Annotated in this window: 17 protein-coding genes and 1 tRNA gene; 12 read left to right on the top strand and 6 right to left on the bottom strand. The window is 51.6% G+C overall.

The genetic code is table 11. The features are described 5' to 3' along the window. Positions 1–197: 197 nt before the first annotated feature. Together gyrA and rcsC are read left to right on the top strand one after the other, a co-directional pair. A complete protein-coding gene (gyrA, locus tag N6G83_RS25325) occupies positions 198–2,849 on the top strand; it encodes a DNA topoisomerase (ATP-hydrolyzing) subunit A (protein WP_024529616.1) in 2,652 nt (883 codons plus the stop codon). A 167-nt stretch (positions 2,850–3,016) separates the two neighbouring features. Next, on the top strand, positions 3,017–5,890 hold the full coding sequence (rcsC, locus tag N6G83_RS25320; RefSeq protein ID WP_211136572.1) for a two-component system sensor histidine kinase RcsC: 2,874 nt from the start codon (positions 3,017–3,019) through the stop codon (positions 5,888–5,890). Between the two features lie 81 nt (positions 5,891–5,971). Here the strand turns inward: rcsC and rcsB are convergent, their stop codons facing one another. From rcsB to N6G83_RS25305, 3 genes are read right to left on the bottom strand one after another with little or no spacing between them, the layout of a single operon-like run. Continuing rightward, positions 5,972–6,622 carry a response regulator transcription factor RcsB gene (gene rcsB / locus N6G83_RS25315; protein WP_021178490.1) on the bottom strand — a complete coding sequence of 217 codons (651 nt, stop codon included), beginning with the start codon at positions 6,620–6,622 and terminating at the stop codon, positions 5,972–5,974. Further along, the gene (gene rcsD / locus N6G83_RS25310; protein ID WP_211136574.1) at positions 6,615–9,317 is read right to left on the bottom strand and encodes a phosphotransferase RcsD; all 2,703 of its coding nucleotides are present in this window, start codon (positions 9,315–9,317) and stop codon (positions 6,615–6,617) included. Before rcsD ends, rcsB begins: the two co-directional genes overlap by 8 nt. A gap of 21 nt (positions 9,318–9,338) precedes the next feature. After that, the gene (locus N6G83_RS25305) at positions 9,339–10,490 is read right to left on the bottom strand and encodes an MFS transporter (protein WP_211136573.1); all 1,152 of its coding nucleotides are present in this window, start codon (positions 10,488–10,490) and stop codon (positions 9,339–9,341) included. Here N6G83_RS25305 and N6G83_RS25300 point away from each other — a divergent pair. The 10 genes from N6G83_RS25300 to N6G83_RS25255 all read left to right on the top strand — a co-directional run bounded on the left by N6G83_RS25300 (position 10,489) and on the right by N6G83_RS25255 (position 20,626). Beyond that, positions 10,489–10,794 (top strand): hypothetical protein, encoded by a 306-nt coding sequence (locus N6G83_RS25300; protein ID WP_074028101.1) that lies wholly within the window; start codon positions 10,489–10,491, stop codon positions 10,792–10,794. The genes N6G83_RS25305 and N6G83_RS25300 overlap by 2 nt on opposite strands. Positions 10,795–11,330: 536 nt before the next feature. Further along, positions 11,331–12,446 carry a porin OmpC gene (gene ompC, locus N6G83_RS25295; RefSeq protein ID WP_024529620.1) on the top strand — a complete coding sequence of 372 codons (1,116 nt, stop codon included), beginning with the start codon at positions 11,331–11,333 and terminating at the stop codon, positions 12,444–12,446. 154 nt (positions 12,447–12,600) lie between these two features. Continuing rightward, positions 12,601–13,017 carry a VOC family protein gene (locus N6G83_RS25290; protein ID WP_211136581.1) on the top strand — a complete coding sequence of 139 codons (417 nt, stop codon included), beginning with the start codon at positions 12,601–12,603 and terminating at the stop codon, positions 13,015–13,017. 79 nt (positions 13,018–13,096) lie between these two features. Further along, complete coding sequence (gene osmE, locus N6G83_RS25285; RefSeq protein ID WP_024530042.1) at positions 13,097–13,426, top strand: osmotically-inducible lipoprotein OsmE; 330 nt, start codon at positions 13,097–13,099, stop codon at positions 13,424–13,426. A 157-nt stretch (positions 13,427–13,583) separates the two neighbouring features. Continuing rightward, positions 13,584–13,671, top strand: a tRNA-Ser gene (locus N6G83_RS25280). 654 nt (positions 13,672–14,325) lie between these two features. Then, on the top strand, positions 14,326–15,972 hold the full coding sequence (locus N6G83_RS25275; protein WP_211136582.1) for a signal transduction protein: 1,647 nt from the start codon (positions 14,326–14,328) through the stop codon (positions 15,970–15,972). 7 nt (positions 15,973–15,979) lie between these two features. Beyond that, positions 15,980–16,921, top strand: coding sequence for a dihydrodipicolinate synthase family protein (locus tag N6G83_RS25270; protein ID WP_248006687.1), 942 nt, complete (start codon positions 15,980–15,982; stop codon positions 16,919–16,921). 14 nt (positions 16,922–16,935) lie between these two features. Continuing rightward, the gene (locus N6G83_RS25265; RefSeq protein ID WP_211136583.1) at positions 16,936–17,979 is read left to right on the top strand and encodes an exo-alpha-sialidase; all 1,044 of its coding nucleotides are present in this window, start codon (positions 16,936–16,938) and stop codon (positions 17,977–17,979) included. Between the two features lie 111 nt (positions 17,980–18,090). Continuing rightward, positions 18,091–19,443 (top strand): MFS transporter, encoded by a 1,353-nt coding sequence (locus tag N6G83_RS25260; RefSeq protein ID WP_024530046.1) that lies wholly within the window; start codon positions 18,091–18,093, stop codon positions 19,441–19,443. Between the two features lie 163 nt (positions 19,444–19,606). Beyond that, positions 19,607–20,626 carry a LacI family DNA-binding transcriptional regulator gene (locus N6G83_RS25255; protein ID WP_024530047.1) on the top strand — a complete coding sequence of 340 codons (1,020 nt, stop codon included), beginning with the start codon at positions 19,607–19,609 and terminating at the stop codon, positions 20,624–20,626. A gap of 231 nt (positions 20,627–20,857) precedes the next feature. Here N6G83_RS25255 and N6G83_RS25250 read toward each other — a convergent pair whose 3' ends face one another. From N6G83_RS25250 to N6G83_RS25240, 3 genes are all read right to left on the bottom strand, one after another. Continuing rightward, positions 20,858–21,733, bottom strand: coding sequence for a LysR family transcriptional regulator (locus tag N6G83_RS25250; protein WP_211136584.1), 876 nt, complete (start codon positions 21,731–21,733; stop codon positions 20,858–20,860). A 59-nt stretch (positions 21,734–21,792) separates the two neighbouring features. After that, positions 21,793–22,500 (bottom strand): MgtC/SapB family protein, encoded by a 708-nt coding sequence (locus N6G83_RS25245; RefSeq protein ID WP_024530049.1) that lies wholly within the window; start codon positions 22,498–22,500, stop codon positions 21,793–21,795. Positions 22,501–22,651: 151 nt separating this feature from the next. Beyond that, positions 22,652–23,437 (bottom strand): ABC transporter ATP-binding protein, encoded by a 786-nt coding sequence (locus N6G83_RS25240; protein WP_024530050.1) that lies wholly within the window; start codon positions 23,435–23,437, stop codon positions 22,652–22,654. Between the last annotated feature and the right edge of the window lie 510 nt (positions 23,438–23,947).

Raw genomic sequence — 23,947 nt, 5'->3', positions numbered from 1 at the left:
TATGGTGCAGATTATACATGTTCCGGCACGCTTGGCGCAGCGCTGTTGTTACCGGGGCATTTTTCGCCCGCAGGGCAGCACATTTCAGCGAAACAGCGCCGGTAATTTCCCCGTAAAGCGCGCTTTGTGATATAGTTTTACACCTTTGGCACTACGCCAAGGCAGATGAATCATTCAGTATGAGGGATAGCAGCTCCATGAGCGACCTTGCCAGAGAAATCACACCGGTAAATATCGAAGAAGAGCTGAAAAGCTCGTATCTGGATTACGCGATGTCCGTTATTGTCGGCCGTGCGTTGCCAGATGTTCGTGATGGACTGAAGCCGGTGCACCGCCGCGTTCTGTACGCGATGAATGTACTGGGTAACGACTGGAATAAACCATACAAGAAATCGGCCCGTGTCGTTGGGGACGTGATCGGTAAGTATCACCCGCATGGTGACAGCGCGGTGTATGACACGATCGTCCGTATGGCCCAACCGTTTTCGTTGCGTTACATGTTGGTGGACGGCCAGGGTAACTTCGGTTCTGTGGACGGCGACTCCGCCGCAGCAATGCGTTATACCGAAGTGCGCATGTCGAAAATCGCCCACGAACTGCTGGCGGATCTGGAAAAAGAGACCGTCGACTTCGTGCCAAACTATGACGGTACCGAGCAGATCCCGGCCGTTATGCCAACCAAGATCCCGAACCTGCTGGTCAACGGCTCGTCCGGTATCGCCGTAGGTATGGCGACCAACATTCCGCCGCATAACCTGTCTGAAGTTATCAATGGCTGTCTGGCCTATATCGAGGATGAAGACATCAGCATTGAAGGGCTGATGGAACACATCCCAGGCCCGGACTTCCCGACGGCGGCAATCATCAATGGCCGTCGTGGTATTGAAGAAGCCTACCGTACTGGCCGTGGCAAAGTGTATCTCCGCGCCCGTGCCGAGGTAGAGGCGGACGCTAAAACCGGCCGCGAAACCATCATCGTGCATGAAATTCCTTATCAGGTGAACAAAGCGCGCCTGATTGAGAAAATTGCCGAGCTGGTGAAAGAAAAACGCGTTGAAGGCATCAGCGCGCTGCGTGACGAGTCTGATAAAGACGGTATGCGCATCGTGATTGAAGTCAAACGTGACGCGGTGGGTGAAGTGGTGCTGAATAACCTGTATTCGCTGACTCAGCTACAGGTCACCTTCGGTATCAACATGGTGGCACTGCATCAGGGCCAGCCAAAGTTGCTGAACCTGAAAGATATTCTGCGTGCATTTGTGCGCCACCGCCGTGAAGTGGTGACCCGCCGTACCATTTTCGAACTGCGTAAAGCCCGCGATCGCGCCCATATCCTGGAAGCGTTAGCCATTGCGTTGGCCAACATCGACCCGATTATCGAACTGATCCGCCGTGCGCCGACTCCGGCAGAAGCGAAGATTGCGTTAATCGCGCAACCTTGGGATCTGGGTAACGTCGGGGCGATGTTGGAACGCGCCGGTGACAACGCGGCACGCCCAGAGTGGCTGGAGCCAGAGTTCGGTATCCGTGACGGTAAATATTACCTGACCGAGCAACAGGCTCAGGCGATCCTGGATCTGCGCTTGCAGAAACTGACCGGCCTGGAGCACGAGAAGCTGCTGGACGAGTATAAAGAGCTGCTGAACATCATCGCCGAGCTGATCTTTATTCTGGAAAACCCAGACCGCTTGATGGAAGTGATCCGTGAAGAACTGGTGGCCATGCGCGATCAGTTCGGTGACGCACGCCGTACCGAAATTACCGCCAACACGTCTGATATCAACATCGAAGACCTGATCAACCAGGAAGATGTGGTCGTGACATTGTCGCATCAGGGCTACGTGAAGTATCAGCCTCTGACCGACTATGAAGCACAGCGTCGCGGTGGTAAAGGCAAGTCAGCCGCCCGTATTAAAGAAGAAGACTTTATCGATCGTCTGCTGGTGGCCAACACCCACGACACGATCCTGTGCTTCTCCAGCCGTGGTCGCCTGTACTGGATGAAGGTGTATCAACTGCCGGAAGCCAGCCGTGGTGCTCGTGGCCGGCCGATCGTCAACCTGTTGCCGCTGGAAGCCAACGAACGTATCACCGCCATTCTGCCGGTGCGTGAATACGAAGAAGGGCGCCATGTGTTTATGGCTACCGCCAGCGGTACCGTGAAGAAAACCGCATTGACCGAGTTCAGCCGCCCACGCAGTGCTGGCATCATCGCCGTTAACCTCAACGAGGGTGACGAGCTGATTGGTGTTGACCTGACCGACGGCAGCAACGAAGTGATGCTGTTCTCCGCCAACGGTAAAGTGGTGCGCTTCCCAGAAGGGCAGGTGCGCTCGATGGGCCGTACCGCTACCGGCGTACGCGGTATCAACCTCGGTGAAGGCGATCGTGTAGTTTCGCTGATTGTTCCACGCGGTGAAGGCGATATCCTGACCGTGACGCAGAACGGCTACGGCAAGCGTACCGCGGTAACGGAATATCCGACCAAATCGCGCGCGACCCAAGGGGTTATCTCCATCAAGGTCAGCGAGCGTAATGGCCAGGTTGTTGGGGCTGTGCAGGTAGAAACTACCGATCAAATCATGATGATCACCGATGCAGGTACGCTGGTGCGTACCCGTGTCGCGGAAGTCAGCGTGGTTGGCCGTAACACTCAGGGTGTCACTCTGATCCGTACTGCGGAAGACGAGAACGTCGTCGGCCTGCAGCGCGTTGCTGAACCGGTTGAAGATGAAGAGCTTGATAGCCTTGAACCAGGTAGCGATGAAGCGGAAGAAGATACCACACCACTCGATGAGGGTGATGAGGATACCGGCACCGCAGACGATTTGGATGACGAGAACGCCTAAATAGTGCGATCTCGTACAATCTGGGTGGATCAAAAAGGGCTTGGCAGCGATGCTAGGCCCTTTTTCAGTTGTATGGTTTAATTGCTGCAATCACTTGTCGATGCTGCACGGGATCGTTGTTTTGCTATGATTATGCTCGTCACCCCTTACTCTGGCATGGTACCTGCTTGAAATACTTAGCCTCTTTCCGTACCACGTTAAAAATTTCCCGCTATCTGTTTCGGGTGCTGGCGTTCATGCTGTGGTCGCTGGGCGCACTGCTGACCACGTTTTATATCCTGGATATCGTGCATGAGAAAGAATCCGATATCAGGCAGGAATACAATCTCAACTTTGACCAGGCACAGGGCTACATTCGCCATTCGGCGGATATCATACGCGACATCAAATACATGGCGGAAAACCGCCTCAACGGCACGGTAGGGAGCCTCGAGCTGTTCACCGGCATGATGAATGGCAAAGACAGCCAACCGGAGATGAAGCCGCTGTACCCGGAATCCAACTGCGCGCTGAACTCCAACTACCGTGACGCGATCACCTCGTTAAACGGTCTGATCCAATACTGGAAAGAAAACTTTGTCGCAGCCTATGACCTGAACCGAGTGTTTTTCATCGGCAGTGATAGCCTGTGCATGACGGAATTCGGTAGCAGCAGCGGCATCACCGACCGGCAAAAGGTGCTCAAGGCGCTGCATGAGCGCATCCTTAAATACCGTAACGCCGCCAACAGCGCGGAGAAAGACAATAACCTTTATTGGATCAGCCCCAGCCAGCAGCGGCCTGATGTAGGTTACCTGTATGTGATGACGCCGGTCTATGTCGGTAACAAACTGGAAGCGTTGCTGGGGATTGAACAGACGATCCGCCTGGAGGACTTTGTCACCACCAGCAACTTGCCGGTGGGGGTAAATCTGCTGGATGAGAACAACGAATCTGTGTTGCAACTGGCCAATGGCGATCGTTACGCCTCTTCGCTCAATGTTTATCCGCAGGAACACACCTATTTTGGCTATGTCGACAGTTACCAGGATCTAATCATGAAGAAGGCGCTGCCGCCTTCGTCGCTCAGCATCGTGTATTCCTTGCCGGTGAAGAGCGTGGTGGAGCGCTTCAAGGTGCTGATCCTCAATGCGGTGCTGCTTAACCTGCTGTCGGCCGTGGTGTTGTTCAGCCTGGCGTGGCTGTTCGAACGCAAGATGTTCCTGCCTGCGGAGGAGAATGCCTTCCGGTTGGAGGAGCATGAACAGTTCAACCGCAAGATCGTGGCGTCGGCGCCGGTGGGCATTTGCATTCTGCGCATCAGTGATGGTACCAACATCCTGAGTAATGAACTGGCACATAACTATATCAACCTGTTGACCAACGAGGATCGCGATCGCATTACGCGTATTATCTGCGAACAGCAGGTCAACTTTGTTGATGTGATGACCAGTAACAACAACAACCTGCAAATCAGCTTTGTTCATTCCCGTTATCGCAATGAGGACGTGGCGATCTGCGTGCTGGTTGACGTTAGCGCCCGCGTCAAAATGGAAGAGTCGCTGCAGGAAATGGCCGCGGCAGCGGAGCAGGCCAGCCAGTCCAAATCGATGTTCCTGGCCACCGTCAGCCATGAACTGCGCACGCCGCTGTATGGGATCATCGGCAACCTGGATCTGCTGCAGACCAAGGCGTTGCCACAAGGGGTCGATCGCCTGGTCAATGCGATGAGCAACTCCTCGGGGCTGTTGCTGAAGATTATCAGCGACATCCTGGACTTCTCCAAGATTGAGTCGGAGCAGTTGAAGATAGAGCCCCGTGAGTTTTCTTGCCTGGAAGTCATTACCCACATCGCGGGCAACTACTTGCCGCTGGTGGTGAAAAAGCGGCTCGGTTTGTACTGTTTTATTGAACAAGGAGTGCCTGAGCGTATCAATGGCGATCCCGTGCGTTTGCAGCAGGTATTGTCTAACCTATTGAATAACGCCATCAAGTTTACCGATACCGGCTGTATCATCCTGCAAGTCTGCACGCGTGACAGCTATCTGGAGTTCAGCGTTCGCGATACCGGCGTCGGTATTCCAGAAAAAGAAGTCCTGCGCCTGTTTGATCCTTTCTTCCAGGTTGGCAGCGGGGTACAGCGCCATTTCCAGGGTACTGGGCTTGGGCTGGCGATTTGTGAAAAACTGATCAACCTGATGGACGGTGATATCGCGGTGGAGTCCGAGCCTGGCCTCGGCAGCTTGTTTACCATTCGTATTCCGCTGTTTGGGGCGTTGTTCCCGACGCCGCAGGCCAGCGATACCTGGCAGGGCAAAAACCTGTGGCTGCAAATTCGTAATCAGCGGTTGGAAAGTTATCTGCAGGCGATCCTTGGCGGCTACGGTGCCACGGTATTACGTTATGAGGGGCAGCAAACCGCGACAGGGGATGTTCTGCTCAGCGATTATCCTTTGCAGGTGGATACCCCGCTGTTGGCACAGATAGAGTTCTCCATCGCGCACATCGGGCCGTCATTGGAAACGCATCCGGGTTACTGGCTGCATAGTACCTCTACGCCACGGGATGCCATCCTGCTGTTGAACCGGCTGTTTGGTGTGGTTACCGAAAGCGACAAGGCATTGGTGCAACTGCCGTTACCGGTTAAGGCCAATAGTGCCGATAATGGGGATATTCGCCTGCTGGTGGTGGACGATCACCCGATTAACCGGCGCTTACTGTCCGATCAACTGGCATCGTTGGGCTATCTGGTGATCACTGCCAATGATGGTGTCGACGCGCTCAGCGTATTGGAACGCAATACGGTGGATATAGTTCTGACCGACGTCAATATGCCGAACATGGATGGCTATGAATTGACACGTTGCCTGCGTCAGTCGAACTTCACGGCTCCAGTGATTGGCGTGACGGCTAATGCGTTGGCAGAAGAGAAACAGCGCTGTCTTGAGGCCGGGATGGATAACTGCCTGTCGAAACCGGTCACGCTAGAGACGCTGGAGCAGTCGCTTGGCTATTACAGTCAACGGGTACGGCGGCTTAGGGCTGAGTCGGAAACTGCATAAATACCAAAGGGCGCCTAAGAGCGCCCTTTAGATTGATAACAATGTTGTTTCAGGGGTGCCGCATGCTGCACCCGTTGAACACTAGTCTTTATCCAACTGCGTCATACTGACGGAGGAGAGATAGTTGAGCAGTGCGATATCGTTATCAACACCCAGTTTCATCATGGCTGATTTCTTCTGGCTACTGATAGTCTTGATGCTGCGGTTCAGTTTTTTGGCGATTTCGGTCACCAGGAAACCTTCGGCGAACAGACGCAACACTTCACTTTCTTTCGGAGACAGACGTTTGTCACCGTAACCGCTGGCACTGATTTTCTCCAACAGCTTCGAGACGCTCTCCGGCGTGAATTTCTTGCCTTTCTGCAATGCGGCCAGCGCTTTTGGCAAATCGGTGGGCGCACCCTGTTTCAGGACGATGCCTTCGATGTCCAGATCCAACACCGCGCTGAGAATGGCCGGATTGTTGTTCATGGTCAGAACGATGATCGACAATTGCGGATAGTGGCGTTTGATATATTTTATCAGCGTAATGCCGTCGCCATATTTGTCACCCGGCATCGAAAGATCGGTGATCAGTACGTTGGCGTCCAGCTTGGACAGATTGTTGATCAGTGCTGTAGAGTCCTCGAACTCCCCAACGACATTCACCCACTCAATTTGCTCAAGTGACTTCCGGATGCCAAACAGTACGATAGGGTGGTCATCGGCAATAATTACGTTCAAGTTATTCATGTTGTTGGCTACCTTGCTGCAGCAGTCTACTGACGAAAAAATCAATCTGACTGATGTTATTCTCGATCTTGAGCGCATCACCGTCCGCGATGTGCTGTTCTAACGATTCACACAGAAGCTTTCCGGGAAGCAGATTTAACATAGCAAACACGCCCTTCAGGCGGTGTGCAGTTTGAGACAGCGCTGCAAAATCACTGCTGCCCGCCTCAGTATACAGTTTTTTGATATCGTCGGGTACTGTATCAATAAACAAACCATAGTAATCACTTGATCTCAATTGTTTTTCATACACTTGGGCGCTATCGGCCAGCGATCCTACCGGGTTTTCTTCCTGCTCTTGTGCCGCCATCTGGTGTTCTATCAAGATCAGAACCGCGTCAATCATGGCATTGTGCAGGTTATAGTTGACGCGAATATAGCCTTTATCAAGCTGCTGCCAGCCCGCTTCATCGCTGGTTAGCAGTAACGTATAGTCGTCGGCCTGCTGCGGGTTATCGGTCAGTAATACATCATAATCCTGGCTGTTTTGGTGCTCCTCGGCCACGATGCAGTTGGCCCCATAGCCCGCCAGTAGCTGAGTCACGATACGACGGATCTCGTCGGAGGTGATATCCAGCAGCGCCGTTACCCCATCGAGTAATTTCTCTGTCGCCTGTTCCTCGGTTTTCTCCTGCTCCATAGTGACACGAATGGTATAGCGGGTACCGATATCGATTTTGCTGCGGATATCCAACTGGCCATTGAGTTTTTTGCACAGCTGATTACACAGGAAAAACGTCAGCCCAGAGCCGTGATCGAAGCGATCGACCAGCGTTTGGCTTAGGAACGGGTAGGTCAGGTTGCTGATTTCCTCATTGGAAATGCCGGTGCCGGTATCATTGATATGAAATACAAGGTGTTCAGGGCGTTCGGCTTCCTGTTCTACCACCAGGGTGATCTTGCCGTAGGCGGTGGTGATGATGGCGTAGCGCAGCAGTAATGAAAGGATTTTGCGCAGTGCGCCAGCATCGCCAATGTACTGTTGGTTGACGTCCAGATTAACGTGATTGAATAGCGCCAGCCCTTTCTGGTTGATGGCTGGCAGCACGTCCAGCAGCAGTTCATCCAGCAGTGCAGAGGGATTGAATGGTTGACGTACCGGCTGCCAATCCTGTGTTTCCAGCCGGGTGAGCAGGGTGATATTGTCGATCAGATCCAATACCGATGCAGAAGCCAGGTTGAGTTGTTTAAGCAATGTCTGTTGCTGCTCGACATCTGATGGCTGGCACAGGCTCCGGGTCAGTTCGTGCATTTGTCGCACCGGCTGATTCAGCTCGATCCCCAGGTTGTGCAACATCAACTTACGGGCCTGAACGTTTTTATCGTATTCGCGGCGGGCCTGTTGCAGCCGTTTGTTCACCATCACTTCTTTATCCTGATCGTTGAGCAGGAACAGATAGGTTTCCGCCGTTCGCTGACTGCGGAAGATGCGGATCTCATAGACTTCGTTGTTGACCGTCGCCTGGATCACGCCATGATGCTGCTCCGCCATATGGGCGATTTTGGACAGGCTAAGATGTGGCATCAAGTGCTCGGCGATCTTGTTGCTGGTAATCACGCTGTTGTCGGCAAAGTCATAGACCAGTAGCCCGCAAGGCAGGCTGGCGACAATTTCCTGGTTGAGCGAGCGTTGGAGATCCAGCTCGGCGGCGATATTTTCGCTGGGGCGGATGTATTGCTGGCGGAGGAAATAAATACCCACCATCGATAGCGCCAGCAACAGCAGATTGATCGCCAGTAGCCAGATGTTATTGCGCAACAGGTCAATCGCCAGATTGAAAGCTGAGACGCGGTAAATCAGCTGCAGAGGCGAGTTGGGCAATGAAACACTGAATTCAACCCAACTGCCTTTCAAGGCGGCCTGGGCGTTGATTGCCGTTTCGCTTGGCACCACACTATCGTCGATCTCTTGCTCATCGGGCAGCAACAGGAAGTTGGAGCGGGCCATGTTAAGTGGAATGATATCGTTAATCGGCAGGTCGAAGGCGACCACCGTGGCCAAATGCCCCGGCTGGTTAAAGGTCGTGCGGATAGAAAACGAGTAGGCGTTCTGGAAGCGTTGTTTGCGCAGGCCGGAAAAACTCTCGCGTTCGTCCAGCATATTGGCCTGTTGTAGCATTTCGGTGCGGCGGTCCGATACCGACGTGGTCAGGTAGTTTTCTTTCAACCGCGAGGTCAGGTCTTTCAGCGATTGGGTTGTCACCAGGCTCAGGCTGTTATCTTGCCCGTTGAGAAAATACATCGCATAGTTTTCGGTTTCGGTTCCCCAACGGTTATCCAGGAAGTCCGAAATACTGGCAACCGCAGCCAACGTGGCGTTGTCGTGGTTGCCAAAAATGACCGCATCGGTTTTGCTGCGTGGCTTCTCAACGTAATAAACATCCGGGCGCAGGCGGGTTTCCTGCAGATGGGTTTCAACGGGAAGCGCCGCGGTATTACCAAATTTGTCGTAGATTTGGTAGGTCAGAAAGCGGTAACTGTCGATGCGCTTTTGCAGCATATTGGCGATGGTACTGACGGCATGCTTTTTCTCCGTCAGGTAGGCGTTGGTGTAGTTGTAACTGTACAACCCAATGGCCATGGCCAGCAGCACGATAAACAGCCAGAAGCTGCGTGTGATGTAGCGGGAGTTAATGGTCAGTTGTCTATCTTGCAACATGGCTACGCATTCCTGAAATTAGCGAGTGACCGCTTTGGCGCTGGCAGTGACGATCAGCAGTAATGCCGCCACACAGGCCAGGGCAAACGTCAAGCTGGAGATCTGGGCGATTAACCCGATCACCGCCGGGCCGGCCAGAATACCGGCATAGCCCACCGTGGTGACCGAAGCGATGGCCAGGTTGGCAGGCATGACGCGTTGGTTTCCAGCTGCGCTAAATAGAATAGGGACCACATTGGATGCCCCGACGCCGACCAGCATAAAACCAATCAAAGAGGCTATGGCGTTGTCTATGGTAATAGCCAATGCCAGGCCGATGGCCGCACACAGGCTACCCAGCAACAGTACCTGATATCTGCCCATGGCATTTACCACGCGATCGCCATTCAGCCTGCCGATCGTCATGGCAATGGAGAACAAGGCGTAACCCAAGCCTGCCTGGCTATGATCCATCCCGCGCATGGTGGTCAGGTACAACGCGCTCCAGTCGAGCATTGAGCCTTCCGCCAGGAACATGATAAAACACAGTAGGCCAATGAACATCACCCAGCCACGTGGCAGAACGAACATCGGGCCTTCTTTATCTCCGCCGCTCTCACGCAGCAGGTTTTTACTGGCAATCAGCAGCAGAGCCAGAATGGCGACGACGGCGATCAGCGTGGCTTGCAGCGGGCCTAGCCCCAGCCATAGCAGGGCGCTGACTCCACCCGCACCGGCGATCCCACCAACGCTGAAGAAACCGTGAAAGCCGGACATCATGGCACGATGGCTGGCGCGTTCGACCACCACGGCCTGGATGTTCATGGCTACGTCAATCATACCTATCGCCGCACCGAACAGCAGCAACGCCAATGCCATCCCCAAGGTGGAGTCCATCAGCACCAGCAGCGGCAGATCGATGCATAGGGCGATGCCCGCCAGCAGGATCACGCGTCGACAGCCAAATTTGCCGGTCAATAGCCCAGTCAACGGCATTGCCATGAGCGAGCCAACCCCGATGCACAGCAGCAACAGGCCTAATGAGCCGTCATCTATCGCGATACGCGTTTTGGCAAAAGGTACCAGCGGCGCCCAGGTGGCCATCGCCAGTCCGGCGATAAAAAAGGCCAGGCGGGTAGCATTCTGCTCGGGCACACCGGGCTTACTTTGTTCGTTGCAAGTGACTGTCATGTCGGTATCGGGATCGGCTCTGGATAGTGGCTTAAATGAACCCCTGTTTTTATCACAATCTGTGATCGGGGTCGAAAGGATTCGCGTTAACCCTGTAACCCATCAGGGGGGGAGGTGCTGTGTTAGATCACTTGCTGATGAGGGTGAGATAGTTTCTCAAAGTAACAAATATATTATCGAGGGAATTGATGCAGGATTCATTGTTATTTTGTATGTGATTGTGGGCTATTTAAACGATGAGCGCCTGAAAATTATTCACTGGTTAATTAGTGGTCGGTATTTTTATTATTTATTTAGCTATTAGTGCGGTGATTGACCATGTTTATGATATCTCATTGTGATTAAATTTGTGCATAAAATGCTTTATTGGAACGATTTGCGCGCTGGTTTTGGGTATAAAAAAACCGGCCAGAGGCCGGTCGTAACTACAAAAATTATCATACGGATAATGAAGGTAATAATGAAAATAATGATGATAGCGGGGTGATTATAGCGCCAGGCGTTGAAGCGATTTTTGGCACAACGTGCTTATTGTTTGATACTTTTGTACTGATATCTTTATTTTTATAAAGATTTGTATATTTCATTGTTTTATAAGGTTTAATTTATTTTTTTATCTTTCGGTGCTTAATTTTATTTGTCGGTAAGTTTTTGTTAAAGTTCGCCAGTATTTACATTTTGAAACCTTTAAATATTGGTATGAAACACTATCGGATACTTGGTATCATTTTCTTTCTGGATTAATATAGCCCTTGTTACCAGAATGGTGATTCACAGTCGCGCTAATAATGCTCAGAAGAGCAGTGGCCGTAGCTCGACATAATTAAGAGGATAATAACGATGAAACTTCGAGTACTCTCCCTGATCGTCCCAGCTCTGTTGATGGCAGGCACTGCAGGTGCAGCAGAAATCTACAACAAAGACGGCAATAAACTGGATTTGTTCGGTAAAATCGATGGTCTTCACTATTTTTCCGACAACGATAAAACCGATGGCGATCAGTCTTATATGCGTTTTGGCCTGCGTGGCGAAACTCAGATCAACGATCAGCTGACCGGCTATGGTGAGTGGGAATATCAGGTTCAGCTGAATAAAACCGAAGCTGAAAATGATGCCTTCACCCGTGTGGGCTTCGCTGGTCTGAAATTCGGCGATTACGGCTCATTGGATTACGGCCGTAACTACGGTGTGATGTATGACATCGGCGCATGGACCGACGTGTTGCCTGAGTTCGGTGGCGATACCTATGGTGCAGACAACTTCCTGTTCCAACGCACCAACGGTGTAGTGACGTATCGTAACAACAACTTCTTCGGTCTGGTTGATGGCCTGCACTTTGCTCTGCAGTATCAGGGTAAAAACGGCAACGGTGAAGAAAGCAACAATGGTCGTGATGTCCTGAACCAGAACGGTGACGGTTACGGTATGTCCGTTTCCTACGATCTGGGCTATGGCATCAGTGCTGCTGGTGCGTTCTTCAATGCTGACCGTACCAACGATCAGAACGGTGGCCCTAACGGCACCTCTTCTATTCTGGGTCGTGGTAGTAAGGCCGAAGGCTATAGCGGTGGTCTGAAATACGACGCCAACAACGTCTATCTGGCAGCGATGTATACTCAGTCTTACAATGCTACCCGTTTCGGCAACAGCAATAGCTCTCTGTACGGTTACGCGAACAAGGCACAGAACTTCGAAGTGGTTGCACAGTACCAGTTCGACTTCGGCCTGCGTCCTTCCGTGGCGTACCTGCAGTCTAAAGGCAAGGACATTGGTGGCGGTTACGGCGACCAGGATCTGCTGAAATATGTTGATGTGGGCGCGACCTACTACTTCAACAAAAACATGTCCACCTACGTTGACTACAAAATCAACTTGCTGGACGACAACACATTTACCGACAAAGCCGGTATCAATACCGACGACGTGGTTGCTGTAGGCCTGGTTTACCAGTTCTAAGCAATACCGTGAATGTGACAGCGCGGCCTTCGGGCCGCGTTTTTTTTGCCCGTTCTCCAGCAGCACAGATTGATCTTCGCGCGGCACTGATTGCTATTCTGCTGAGCCCGTACCTGTCTACCCTGTTTATAAATTGATAAATCAGGAGGTTGTTATGGAACTTAAGATTGAACGCGTGATTGAGACGGTGCTGTATGTCAATGATATCGAACGAGCCGCTGCCTTCTACCAGCAGGTATTGCAACTGCCAGCTATGGTCGCAAATGATCGTTTCCTGGCCTATAACATCTCCGATCAAAGCGTGTTGCTGCTGTTTGTCGCCGGAGATTCGCTGGACGGTGCTCACTATCCGGGAGGCTATATTCCCCCTCATGACGGCAGTGGCCCACAACATCTTGGTTTGGCCGTGAGCGAGGCCCAGTTACCCCTGTGGGAGCAGCAGTTAGCCGAACACGGTGTTGAGATAGAGGGGCGTATGCGTTGGGAACAGGGGGCAGAGAGCATTTATTTCCGCGATCCGGATGGCCACCTGTTGGAACTGGTAACGCCGGGTATCTGGGCCAACTATTAACGGCAGCAAAGCATTATTGGCAGAAAAGCCTTTTAGCATCTACACTTAGATAACAATAAGCATGCTAAGGAGATAAGCGATGACAAAGAAACTGGTTTTGACCGTATGTACTGCGGCGCTATTTACCGTACTTACTGGGTGTACCACTTACGACAGGGCCGCGAGCTATGTGAACGAGCCTGTGGTAAGCGATGTCAAAGTCGGGATGACGAAGCAGCAGGTGCGAGCCATTGCCGGGCCGCCATCCACCTCAGCCACCCTGATCCATGCGAAGGGTACCTGTGATACCTATGCCGTGGCACCACGGGATGGCAAAGTGCAGACCTATTTTGTCAGCTACAACGACACCGGCCACGTGATGAACAAGGGCTATCAGAGTTGTTCAGAGTACGATACCCAACCTAAATAACGGCCTGTTTAGTGTTCAAAAGAGCCTCGCTGATGCGGGGTTCTGGCTTTTTTTACCATAATCGGCCTGAAATTTAAGCGAACGCGCATTTTGACGCTTTTTTTTATGTGAAAACGATAGACATTTCATAACGGTACCGTTAATATCTGCGCCCATTGGAAGGATGGCCGAGTGGTTTAAGGCAACGGTCTTGAAAACCGTCGAGTGTAACAGCTCCCAGAGTTCGAATCTCTGTCCTTCCGCCAAATACAGACCCCAAGCTCGTAAGAGCTTGGGGTTTTTCGTTTGTGGCAATGTTGAGTAAGCCATTGGATGTTGACTGTAGTTACCCTTGTTTGCCTTGTGTTGTGCAGGTATTTGAGGGGGCCGTTACGGGCTTTGTGCCAATACGCTAATACACCATATGCCAGCTGGTTTATGCCTGTCGCAGATCTGTCCTTCCGCACTAATTATCCTGAATAAAAATCCGCTCATCACCGCCCCTGGTTTTTCTGCTAATCGTGATTTTTTAGTTAATACAAATCAATGAATTAAATAATTCACCATGAACTGAGTCACAAATTCCGTCTAAAGGCTTTGTCTGTTCTTTCTCTGGGTCATACATTGCTAACTCGAGTTAGCAATGAAGGCGGGAGCAATGCGGCAGCTGTTTTATCGTAATTGATGTCGGTGCAGAGCGAGCGTCAGAGCGCGGATATTTAACGCTGAGGGGAGAGTGTCTGGTCTTTGCTGTTCGCCCAATCAGCCAGTTTCATCCTCACACAAAGGTGGTGGAACAGTCGTAAGAGGAAATCCGGCAGGCAAAATATCAACTGTATTTGCAGATGTATCAGCATCAACAGCTGGCTGCGGATGTCATGCAGGTACGGGCTTAACTAATCAATATTAAGGAATCGACGATGCTGACAGTAAAACTTCCATCGGCACCCGCGCCGATTGAGCCTCAACACCAAGAGATCCTGATGGTGACAAACGCCGATCTGCGCGAGTCCGCCAACCTGGCATGTTGGCCGGTACAACAGCAGTTTGAAATAAAATTGCAGGCGGCGTTGGAGCGGCATGGTTACCGTATGCGGCGTGCCCACCCGGTAGATGCTCAGCGTGGCCACGGGTTTATTAGCAACCAGCGCCAGGGTAGTGACCTGTTTGCGCAGATCGATGTTGATGCGCCAGTGATCGTGCTGTTAACCGCCTGGCAGTATTCACACCATATCGCCCCTTCACTGATCCACCACCGTGGTCCGGTGTTATTGCTGGCAAATTTTGACGGTACCTGGCCTGGCCTGGTTGGCATGCTATGTATGGCAGGTAGCTTGACCAGCTTGGGCAAGCAATATTCTCGTTTGTGGTCGGTGAATTTTGACGACGATTTATTTGAACAGGGGTTGGCAACCTGGCTACGTAACGGGGCCGTCAGTCATCCTACCGGCTACTTGCGGCCCATTGAGCCAACGCACCCGGTGATGGCCAGCGTAGCAGGCCAGCAGGGGCGGCAGGTAGGGGAATATCTGCTGCGCAACAAGGCGATTATCGGGCTGTTCGATACTTTCTGTATGGGAATGATAAATGGCGTATTCCCGCAGCAAGCGATGGTGAATATCGGTATGCCTATCGAGTCACTTTCACAATCGGCATTGCTGATCGAGATGAACAAGGTGCCACAGGCGCTGCGCGAGGCCTGTTTGCAGTGGTATGAAGACCGTGGGATGGACTTTAAGTTGGGTAGCGACAGCCAGCAGGAGCTGACTCGTGAGCAGGTGCTGGAGCAATGCGCCATGATGATTGCCATGGCGCGCTTTGTTAAGCGTTTTGGCCTGGCTGCGGTGGGAGTGCAATATCAGCAGGGCTTGAAAGACAGCTGTGCGGCGTCAGATTTCGCCGAAGGGGCTATCGGTAATGCGGAGCGTTTCCCGATCCCAGACGAAAATGGCGAAATCATCTGGCCCGGCAAAGCCATTCCTTGCATCAACGAAGTCGATATGGGTACGGCGATCCCTCAGGCAATGCTGTGGCAGTTGCTGGATGCGTTGGGCATGCCAGCTGAAACTACGCTGCACGATATTCGCTGGGGGAGTGAGTATCAGGGCACGTTCTATTGGGATCTGGAGATTTCCGGGGCGGTGCCGTTCGCACATCTAAAAGGAGGGATCGCCGGTGCTACCGGCTATCGCCAGCCAGCGATGTTCTTCCCATATGGTGGCTCAACTATTACCGGCCAGGGCAAAGGCGGCCGCTTTATCTGGGCGCGTGCACATTATGAGGGCATTGAGGTGATTATGCACATCGGTACCGGCCACGCGGTGGAACTGCCCGAAGCCGAGTTTGAACGCCGTCGGCGGGCAACCAACTACGAGTGGCCATTATTGAATGCGGTGTTGGACGGCGTTGGGCGAGATGACCTGATGGCGGGTCACCAAAGTAATCACCTGACGGTGGCCTATGTAGAGGAAGCGGTATTGGCGGAGGTCTTCAAGGCTTTTGTGGCCCAGTCTCTGACTCAGGGGATCCGCGTGCAGGTAGCAGGCGATGCTCTCAAATTGCTGTAAGGAAACGATGATGCAAACGCGAACTGAAGCACAGAAGTACACCGGTATCTGGCCCGTGATGCTGACGCCGTTTAGCGAACGGCGGGAAATTGATTGGGGCTCACTGGAAAAACTGGTGGACTGGTATCTGGATGCGGGCGTCCACGGGCTGTTTGCTGCCTGCCAGTCGAGCGAAATGTTTTTCCTCAGCGACGGCGAAGCCCGCCAGTTAGTCAGGTTTATTGTCGAGAAGGTTGACGGCCGTGTGCCCGTGGTGGCTTCTGGCCATACCGCCAGTGGCATCAGCCAGCAACAGGAACAGCTCAACGCCATGTGTGAGACGGGGATTGATGGCCAGATCCTGATAAGCAACCGCCTGGCCCTGGCCGGGGAGCCGGACAGTCAGGTATTGGCCTCATTGCAGCAACTTACCGCCGCGCTCCCCAAGGAGATAGATCTGGGTATTTACGAGTGCCCATACCCCTTTAAACGGTTGCTATCCGATGAGGTGGTGGCCTGGTGTGCCAGCAGCGGGCGTTACACTTTTATCAAAGACACCTGCTGTTCGTTGCCCGTGATTGAGCGAAGGCTGAGCTTAAGCCAAGGTAGCCGTCTGCATCTGGCCAATGCCAATAGTCAGACCTTACTGGCCTCACTGCAGGTCGGGTGTCAGGCCTATAGCGGGGTGATGGCCAACTTCCATCCTGCGCTATATGTCTGGCTGTTTGAACACTGGCGCGCCGAGCCAGAAAAAGCGGCTCAATTAGCCGACTACCTTTCTACCGCTGCGTTGGTCGAGAATCTCGATTATCCGGTGTGCGCCAAGTTTTATCAGCAACAGATAGGTAATTTCAGCTCCATCGCTTGCCGCTCTAAAAATAGCCAATCGTATCCGGAAAGTTTTTATCCCGAAGCGATTAACAGCATGCTGCGGCTCGGCGAAATGTTGCAAATTCATTTACAGCTTTGATGACGGGGAAAGCCATGTCTTTGACACTCAGGGTTCAGCAATTTTTATTGCCTCAAGACTGGTCGGGTTTTAACAACTGTCATGCCTCAACGCTACTTACCTTAACTAGTGGTGACGTGCTGGTGGCTTATTTTGCCGGGCAGAAAGAAGGTAGTAGCGATACGGCTATCTGGCTATCGCGGCAACACCAGGGAATATGGCAGACACCGCAGAGAACCATTTTCAGCGAGGGATTGGCACACTGGAATCCTGTACTGCACAAACAACAGGGAGATATCTGGCTGTTTTATAAAGTCGGCCCCAATGTCCATGAATGGAAAACCCGCTATGTGAAATCATCGGATGACGGCGTTACCTGGAGCGCACCCGCGGAATTGGTCAAGAGGGATGCTTTGCCACGCGGGCCAGTGAAAAACAAATTGTTGGTGACCAGCGACGGGTGTTGGTTGGCACCAGGGTCAACCGAAGACGATCGCCATTGGGATGCCTTTGTCGATCGTAGTGAAGATGGGGGCCAGCACTGGCAGATGGTTCAGGTGCCCATTAAGCATCAACAGCAGGCCAGCCATGATGACAGTCAGCTATGGCAAGGGTTACAGGCCGATGCCCTATGGGAAAACGATCTTGAAAGGGTTTTTCAGTGGGATGGGGTGATTCAACCTTCGCTGTGGGAATCGGCCGCAGGCCATATTCATATGTTGATGCGTAGCACTCGCGGGCGCGTTTATCGCAGTGATTCTACGGATAACGGTAAAAGTTGGTGCGCGGCCTACGCTACCTGCCTGCCCAATAATAACAGCGGTATCGATCTGGTACGCGCGACTCAGGGCGTTCTGGTACTTGCCTATAACCCGATCGAAGGCAATTGGGGTCGGCGTTTCCCGATTTCACTCTGTCTGTCGTTTGATAACGGTGAGCACTGGTCAACCCCGCTGGATGTAGAGAGCGGGGAAGGGGAGTTTTCTTACCCCGCAATCATTTTTGAGGGGGATACTTTGCACCTCACTTACACCTGGAACCGAAAAAATATCGTCTACTGCGCATTGCATCTGGCTTGAAGCAGCCCGGACGAACCATAACAGTACCCTACAACATTCGCCGGCTGTAAGCAGTGCGGTGACGCCAGAGTGCCCTAAACGTTCTGGCGCGACTCAATGAGGTAGTATGCCATGTCAGTTTCTCTGGATATGCCTGTAACACAAAAAGCTGTACTGGATAAATCCAGTATTCGCCGCGTAGTGGTGTCTAGCTGGATTGGTAACACCATCGAATACTATGATTTCCTGCTGTATGGCCTGGCGAGTGCATTAGTTTTCAGTAAGGTTTTCTTCCCCAACGTCAGCCCTCTGACCGCGATGCTGGCCTCTTTCGCCACCTTCGGGGTGGGCTTTGTTGCCCGCCCGCTGGGCGGAGTATTCTTCGGTCACATGGGGGATACGCTCGGGCGTAAAATTACCCTGTTAATCACGCTGGGCGGTATGGGGGCTGCGACCTTCCTGATTGGTTGCCTGCCCTCATATAACAGTATCGGGATCTGGGCACCGATTTTGCTGGTGGTGCTGCGCTTCGTACAGGGTTTTCTGGTCGGTGGTGAATGGGGCGGTGCGATGTTGATGGTGGTCGAGAGTGCTCCCGCCAATCGCCGTGGGCTGCTCGGTTCAATCCCACAGACCGGGGGGTTCTCTGGTCAGTTACTGGCTACCGGGATATTTGCGCTAGTGACCCAGTTACCGGAAGAACAGCTGTTGTCCTGGGGATGGCGTATTCCATTTATGCTGAGCGTCGTTTTGGTGCTGGTGGGCATGTACATGCGCCGTCGCCTGGATGAAACGCCGGTGTTCCAGGAAGTGCAAAGACAGCAGAAATTGAATCCGAAAAAGGTTGTGCAAAAAGAAGAGAGCCCGGTGATCACGGTGGTCCGCGACCAGTGGCGCAGTATTCTGCTGATTATGGTGCTGCGCTTCGCCGAAAGCGTGCCGTTCTTCATGACCACGGTATTTGCAGTGTCCTACGCTACCACTCAGCTTGGGGTCGATAAACAGACCATGCTGAACGTGATTATGTCCACCTGCGTGCTGGCGTTCCCGATGCATATGCTGTTCGGCGCTTTGTCCGATAAGGTTGGCCGACGCCCGGTATACATTTTCGGTGCACTCTTTGCCGCAGCAATGGCCTTCCCCTTCTTCTGGTTACTGGAAAGCGGCTCTTTCGTACTGATGGTGCTGGGCTATATCCTGCTGATTAACATTGCCCATAACTCGATTAACGCCGTACAGCCTTCTTTCTTCACGGAGCTGTTTGGCCCAAAAGTCCGTTACAGCGGGGCATCGATTGGCGCACAGCTGGGGGCCATTGTTGCCGGAGGCTTCACGCCGTTTATTGCTAAAGGATTAACGGCAATCGATAACAATGACTGGACGCTGGTTGCCTGCTATGTGGTCATTGCGGCACTGGTCGCGGCCTATGCCGCCTGGCGGGCGCCAGAAACCTCCAGACGTGATCTGACGAAAGATACGCTGTAATCCGCAACCTGCCAGGGCGACTACGCCGCTCTGGCAGGTATCTTTCAACCACCAATTTGTGCCCCGCCGGTGTTTGCTCATACCGCTAGATCCCTCGCTGACTCGAAGTAGCTAAGTCTGATAGACTAGAGTTCTTGATTGTTTTTCATGGATGCTGTTGCTCATGGCTAAAACAGTAGAGCAAATTGCCACTGCACTGAATATCTCCATCACAACCGTCCGTCTGGTGCTGAATAATAAAGCGCAACAATACCGTATCAGCAGCAAGACCCAGGCTCGCATCAATGCATACGTGGCCGAACATGGCTACACCGTTAACCATACGGCTCGCAGCCTCAAACTGAATAAAACCGAAACGCTTGGGTTAATCATTCCACGGTTATCTAACGTATTTTTCTCAACGCTGGCCGAAAAACTGGAAATCCGCTGCCGTGAGGCGGGCTATCAATTGATGATCTGCTGTACCTATAGCGATTTGAAACATGAGAACAGGCTGGTGGAAGCCTTGGTAGCACGCAACGTGGACGGCTTGTTTGTGGTGCCTTCCTCGCTGCAATCGCAGAAACACCATATGAAACGCTCAACCAAACCTTTGGTATTGCTGGACCGAGACTTTGGCATACCCGACGTATCGCTGGTGGTGAGTGATAATCAGCGCGGCAGCGCCGCGCTGACCGAAGCGATGTTTGACGCGGGCCAGATGCCACTGTTTTTCATGGCCGGTGACGTCGGCCAACCGACGATCAAAGAGCGTATGAGTGGCTATGAGGCGGTGCTGGCTACGCGAGGTATTGCAGATACGCGCCAATGGATAATGGAGGCGGCGCATAACCGCCGGGAAGATGGCGAAATGCTGATGCGTACTTTTCTGGAACATCATCACTCAGCGCCGCCTGCGTTTATTGCTTCCTCGCTGCCGGTGCTGGAAGGGGCATTAAGCGTGCTGCGCTCGCATTTTGGCTATATTCCTTCGGAAATTAATATTGGAACTTTCGACGAACACCCGATGCTAGGATTTTTATCCAATAACATCTGGTCGGTACGCCAAAATGAGGATGCCTGGGTCGAAAAGGCGTTTGGAGCCATGCAGCAGGCGTTAAAAGGAGAAGGGCAAAGTCAGCGGGCGATTATCCCCATGACGCTGCTACACCGACAGCGAGCGAACCAAAGCCGAGAGGTTTAACTTTTAGGCGTGCCATTATTTAACGGTGAACGCCGCGGCGTTAGGCAACATTAACCTCATTAATGCCCCAGATTGACGAGAGTTCTGTTGTAGGCCGCCCAGTTGTTGTTTTTAAATTTTTTGCCACGGGATACCGCTACAGGATCAGGAATGTGGTGTTCTGATCCTGATTGCAGTCAGAAGTTCGATTTAATCAACAAAGCCAACTGGAAGAGGACGTTTACCTGTCGTTCACATCGCCATCAGGATCTCGGTAAAATCGTTAGTAATGGATGATGTCATGGGCTCGTCACGTTGAATAATATAAAAGCATGCGCTGATATTGATATCTTCAGCAGATATTTTCTTGAGGTTCAGCTGCGGGCTGTATTGTGTCACGATACGATCGCTTAATAGCGCGCGATAACCCTGTTGTTTCACTAGGCACCAGGTGGCGAGGAAAGAATCAGTTTCCACGACATGACCCTGCTGCGTGCACGGGAAAGAGGAGTCTTGCATTGCTAAACGGCCAGCAGTACAGGAATGTGGGACTACCCACTTGGTTTCGTCCAGCGGCAGCTCATCAGGGGATTGATTGTTCCCTTGATAAAGCGAAAACGTTTCACACTTAAAGTCCTGCGTTACCAGATCGACACAGTTAATCCCCTCGCTGAGGTTACAGACCACCAGATCCAATTCGTTATTTCTCAACTTGGCGACCAACCCTTCGGGGCAATCCTCAATCACGACAATACGGGTGTGTGGATAACGCTGATTAAAGATCTCAAGGGCGTCGGGGAGATAGCATAGCAATGGATAGGTGCTCATGCCAAGGCGCAAGAATTTCTCTCCGGTTTCTTGCAGTCCACGGAATTCATAAATGGTATTTCTTAACTCATTGGTGATAGCGTCAATGCGTTGAAAAAAAGCTTGACCTACCGCCGTGAGCCGAACACCACGGTTGCTGCGTTCCAATAGACGCGATCCAATATTTTCTTCAAGTTCTTTAATAATACGGCTGAGTGTCGGTTGTGAAATAGCCAGTTTTTTTGATGTTTCATGTAAACTACCGCAATAAACAATTTCTTTAAAGGTAGTCAGATGGGATAATTTCGGCATACTTTTCATAATAAGTCTCTTCATTCATATTTTAATCAGCTGTGTAAAAGGGGCCTGCATGACGTTTTTTAACCAGAGCCACAAATTCGGCTATAATAGGCCTGCTTCATCATGCTATCGCCAAGTAAAGTATTGACGGTTTTATCAAGTACCGTAGTAGTGACAGAGGCGGGCATGAGAGTTGCGGTGATCTCCACGTCATCATCGCCAAAAGGCTCGATATCCAGGTGCGAGATAAAGCAGTTTTCGGCTTGCATCACCTGCTTGAATTTGGCTAACGCTTCGCGCTGCTCGTGTTCAAATGCAATAACGCAGATCTGGTAGGTAGATTCACCGTTAACATCGCTGAAGGGTTGTTTGTTGACCATATTGACGATCGGGCGCAGCAGTGTGTTGGCAGCCAGCACGTATAAGGTAGCGGCCAGTGCATCTCCATATAATGCACAACCCGCACAGGTACCAACGGCTGCCGACCCCCAAAGCGTAGCCGCTGTGTTCAGGCCGCGGATATTCATACCTTCTTTCATGATTGCCCCGGCCCCAAGAAAACCGACGCCAGAAACCACATAAGAAATCACTCTTACCGCACCCCCACTGCCATCAATGGTCATAGCCAGATGTACAAAAATAGCTGCGCTGGTGGCAACAAGCGTATTGGTGCGTAACCCGGCGGTGCGTTGCCGGAACTGTCTTTCATAGCCAATAATTGCGCCAAGTAACGATGCCGTTGACAACGTTAATAATGTTTGAAAAAAATGCATGATAAAACTCAACATGGTATCTGCTTATCATGAAACACCGAATAAAAGGTAACTCTTGATAAACAGGTAGTTAAAATGGCAGACTTTTCATCTGCCAGTCAGCGATTAAAATTCGATATTATGCCTTGGCAGACGCGGATCAGCGGCGTTTACACAGGGCTTGGCTTTAATAGGCCGAAGTGGCAATTTGCTGGCTTAGCTCCGCGCTGATTTCTTCGATCAGGCTTTGCATTGAGCGTTTGTTCCGCTCTTCACGCCGCAGGGTGATTTCATAATTGCCAGTAACGGTAGCGGGTTCTGAACCAAGCAAAATAATCCGATCTGACATCATTACGGCTTCTGTTACGCTGTGGGTTACTAAAATCATGGAGCGAGTTTTTATTTGCCGCGTCGACCAAATCTGCATTAGGTCACTGCGCAGATTTTTTCCGGTATAAATATCCAGGGAAGAGAAAGGCTCATCCAGTAGCAGCAATTCAGGTTCGACGACGAGCGCACGGGCAAACCCTACCCGTTGGCGCATACCACCGGAAAGTTCTCGTGGGAAAGCATTGCGATACTTTTCCAGACCAATCAGGTTCAGCATTTTTATCACCTGTTTATCGATGGTGTCTTGGGAATAATGCTGTGCCTGCAATCCAAAGGCGATGTTTTGATAGACGGTTAACCAAGGGAAAATAGCAAAGTTCTGGAAAACCATATTGATTTGTGGGTTAGGGCCTGAGACTTTGTCCTCACCCAGCATGACATCACCAAAATCAGGAGATATCAAACCTGAGATGATCCGCAGTAGGGTAGATTTGCCCGATCCGGACTTTCCTAATACGCTGATCACTTCATTGTCATAGACTTTGAGGTCGATATCACTAAGGACCAAATGTGATTTTTTGGCCGTAGGTTGGAAGCTCTTGCTAACGTTGCTGACAGTAAGTAATACTTTTTTCTTGGCCATCATATTTCCTTGGTTATATTTAAAAATTGGCGAAAAGGATATGCCGCTGAGTTTTACACAGGAACATCCAGACGTGAAAATTTACACGGGAGAATGCCAGCGGCCTTATTGGTCTGATTAATAAGTTGAATTCTGGCTATTGAGTGGTGCTGTCAGCTAGGGATCGCCTAGTATAAGGCGCTGAAGGAAGTAAGAATCAAGTGCAGTTGTGACGTGAGTACGTCACATCCGGATACTATTCAGGACGCAGTAAAATGACTATTGCGCCTAAGCCTCCAGCAGGCTCAACAAACCAATGAATAACGAACCGTCGGTGTCCATAATTTTATCCTGTATCAAATCGGAGTCTCATAGTACCCACAAGGCTCTGGAAGCTCAATAACTGAGTGGTGTTTTATAACTGCAAAATGTAATTTAATATTAATGGGTGTCGCAAGGGTTGTTTAAACTAAACATAGCGTCAACGAGGTTGTAGTTTAAATACGTGGCTGGCTATAAATCCCGAAGAAA

It is taken from the genome of Serratia sp. PL7, assembly GCF_945957435.1.
Note: the sequence above shows the minus strand (reverse complement) of the source record. Positions and strands in the feature narration are given on the sequence as shown.

Bases quoted from the DNA above. Each gene is read 5' to 3' on its own strand.
- gyrA (WP_024529616.1), top strand. From the start codon at position 198: ATGAGCGACCTTGCCAGAGAAATCACACCGGTAAATATCGAAGAAGAG.
- rcsB (WP_021178490.1), bottom strand. From the start codon at position 6,622: ATGAATAACTTGAACGTAATTATTGCCGATGACCACCCTATCGTACTG.
- N6G83_RS25300 (WP_074028101.1), top strand. From the start codon at position 10,489: ATGTCGGTATCGGGATCGGCTCTGGATAGTGGCTTAAATGAACCCCTG.
- N6G83_RS25305 (WP_211136573.1), bottom strand. From the start codon at position 10,490: ATGACAGTCACTTGCAACGAACAAAGTAAGCCCGGTGTGCCCGAGCAG.
- ompC (WP_024529620.1), top strand. From the start codon at position 11,331: ATGAAACTTCGAGTACTCTCCCTGATCGTCCCAGCTCTGTTGATGGCA.
- N6G83_RS25290 (WP_211136581.1), top strand. From the start codon at position 12,601: ATGGAACTTAAGATTGAACGCGTGATTGAGACGGTGCTGTATGTCAAT.
- osmE (WP_024530042.1), top strand. From the start codon at position 13,097: ATGACAAAGAAACTGGTTTTGACCGTATGTACTGCGGCGCTATTTACC.
- N6G83_RS25275 (WP_211136582.1), top strand. From the start codon at position 14,326: ATGCTGACAGTAAAACTTCCATCGGCACCCGCGCCGATTGAGCCTCAA.
- N6G83_RS25270 (WP_248006687.1), top strand. From the start codon at position 15,980: ATGATGCAAACGCGAACTGAAGCACAGAAGTACACCGGTATCTGGCCC.
- N6G83_RS25265 (WP_211136583.1), top strand. From the start codon at position 16,936: ATGTCTTTGACACTCAGGGTTCAGCAATTTTTATTGCCTCAAGACTGG.
- N6G83_RS25260 (WP_024530046.1), top strand. From the start codon at position 18,091: ATGTCAGTTTCTCTGGATATGCCTGTAACACAAAAAGCTGTACTGGAT.
- N6G83_RS25255 (WP_024530047.1), top strand. From the start codon at position 19,607: ATGGCTAAAACAGTAGAGCAAATTGCCACTGCACTGAATATCTCCATC.
- N6G83_RS25250 (WP_211136584.1), bottom strand. From the start codon at position 21,733: ATGAAAAGTATGCCGAAATTATCCCATCTGACTACCTTTAAAGAAATT.
- N6G83_RS25245 (WP_024530049.1), bottom strand. From the start codon at position 22,500: ATGTTGAGTTTTATCATGCATTTTTTTCAAACATTATTAACGTTGTCA.
- N6G83_RS25240 (WP_024530050.1), bottom strand. From the start codon at position 23,437: ATGGCCAAGAAAAAAGTATTACTTACTGTCAGCAACGTTAGCAAGAGC.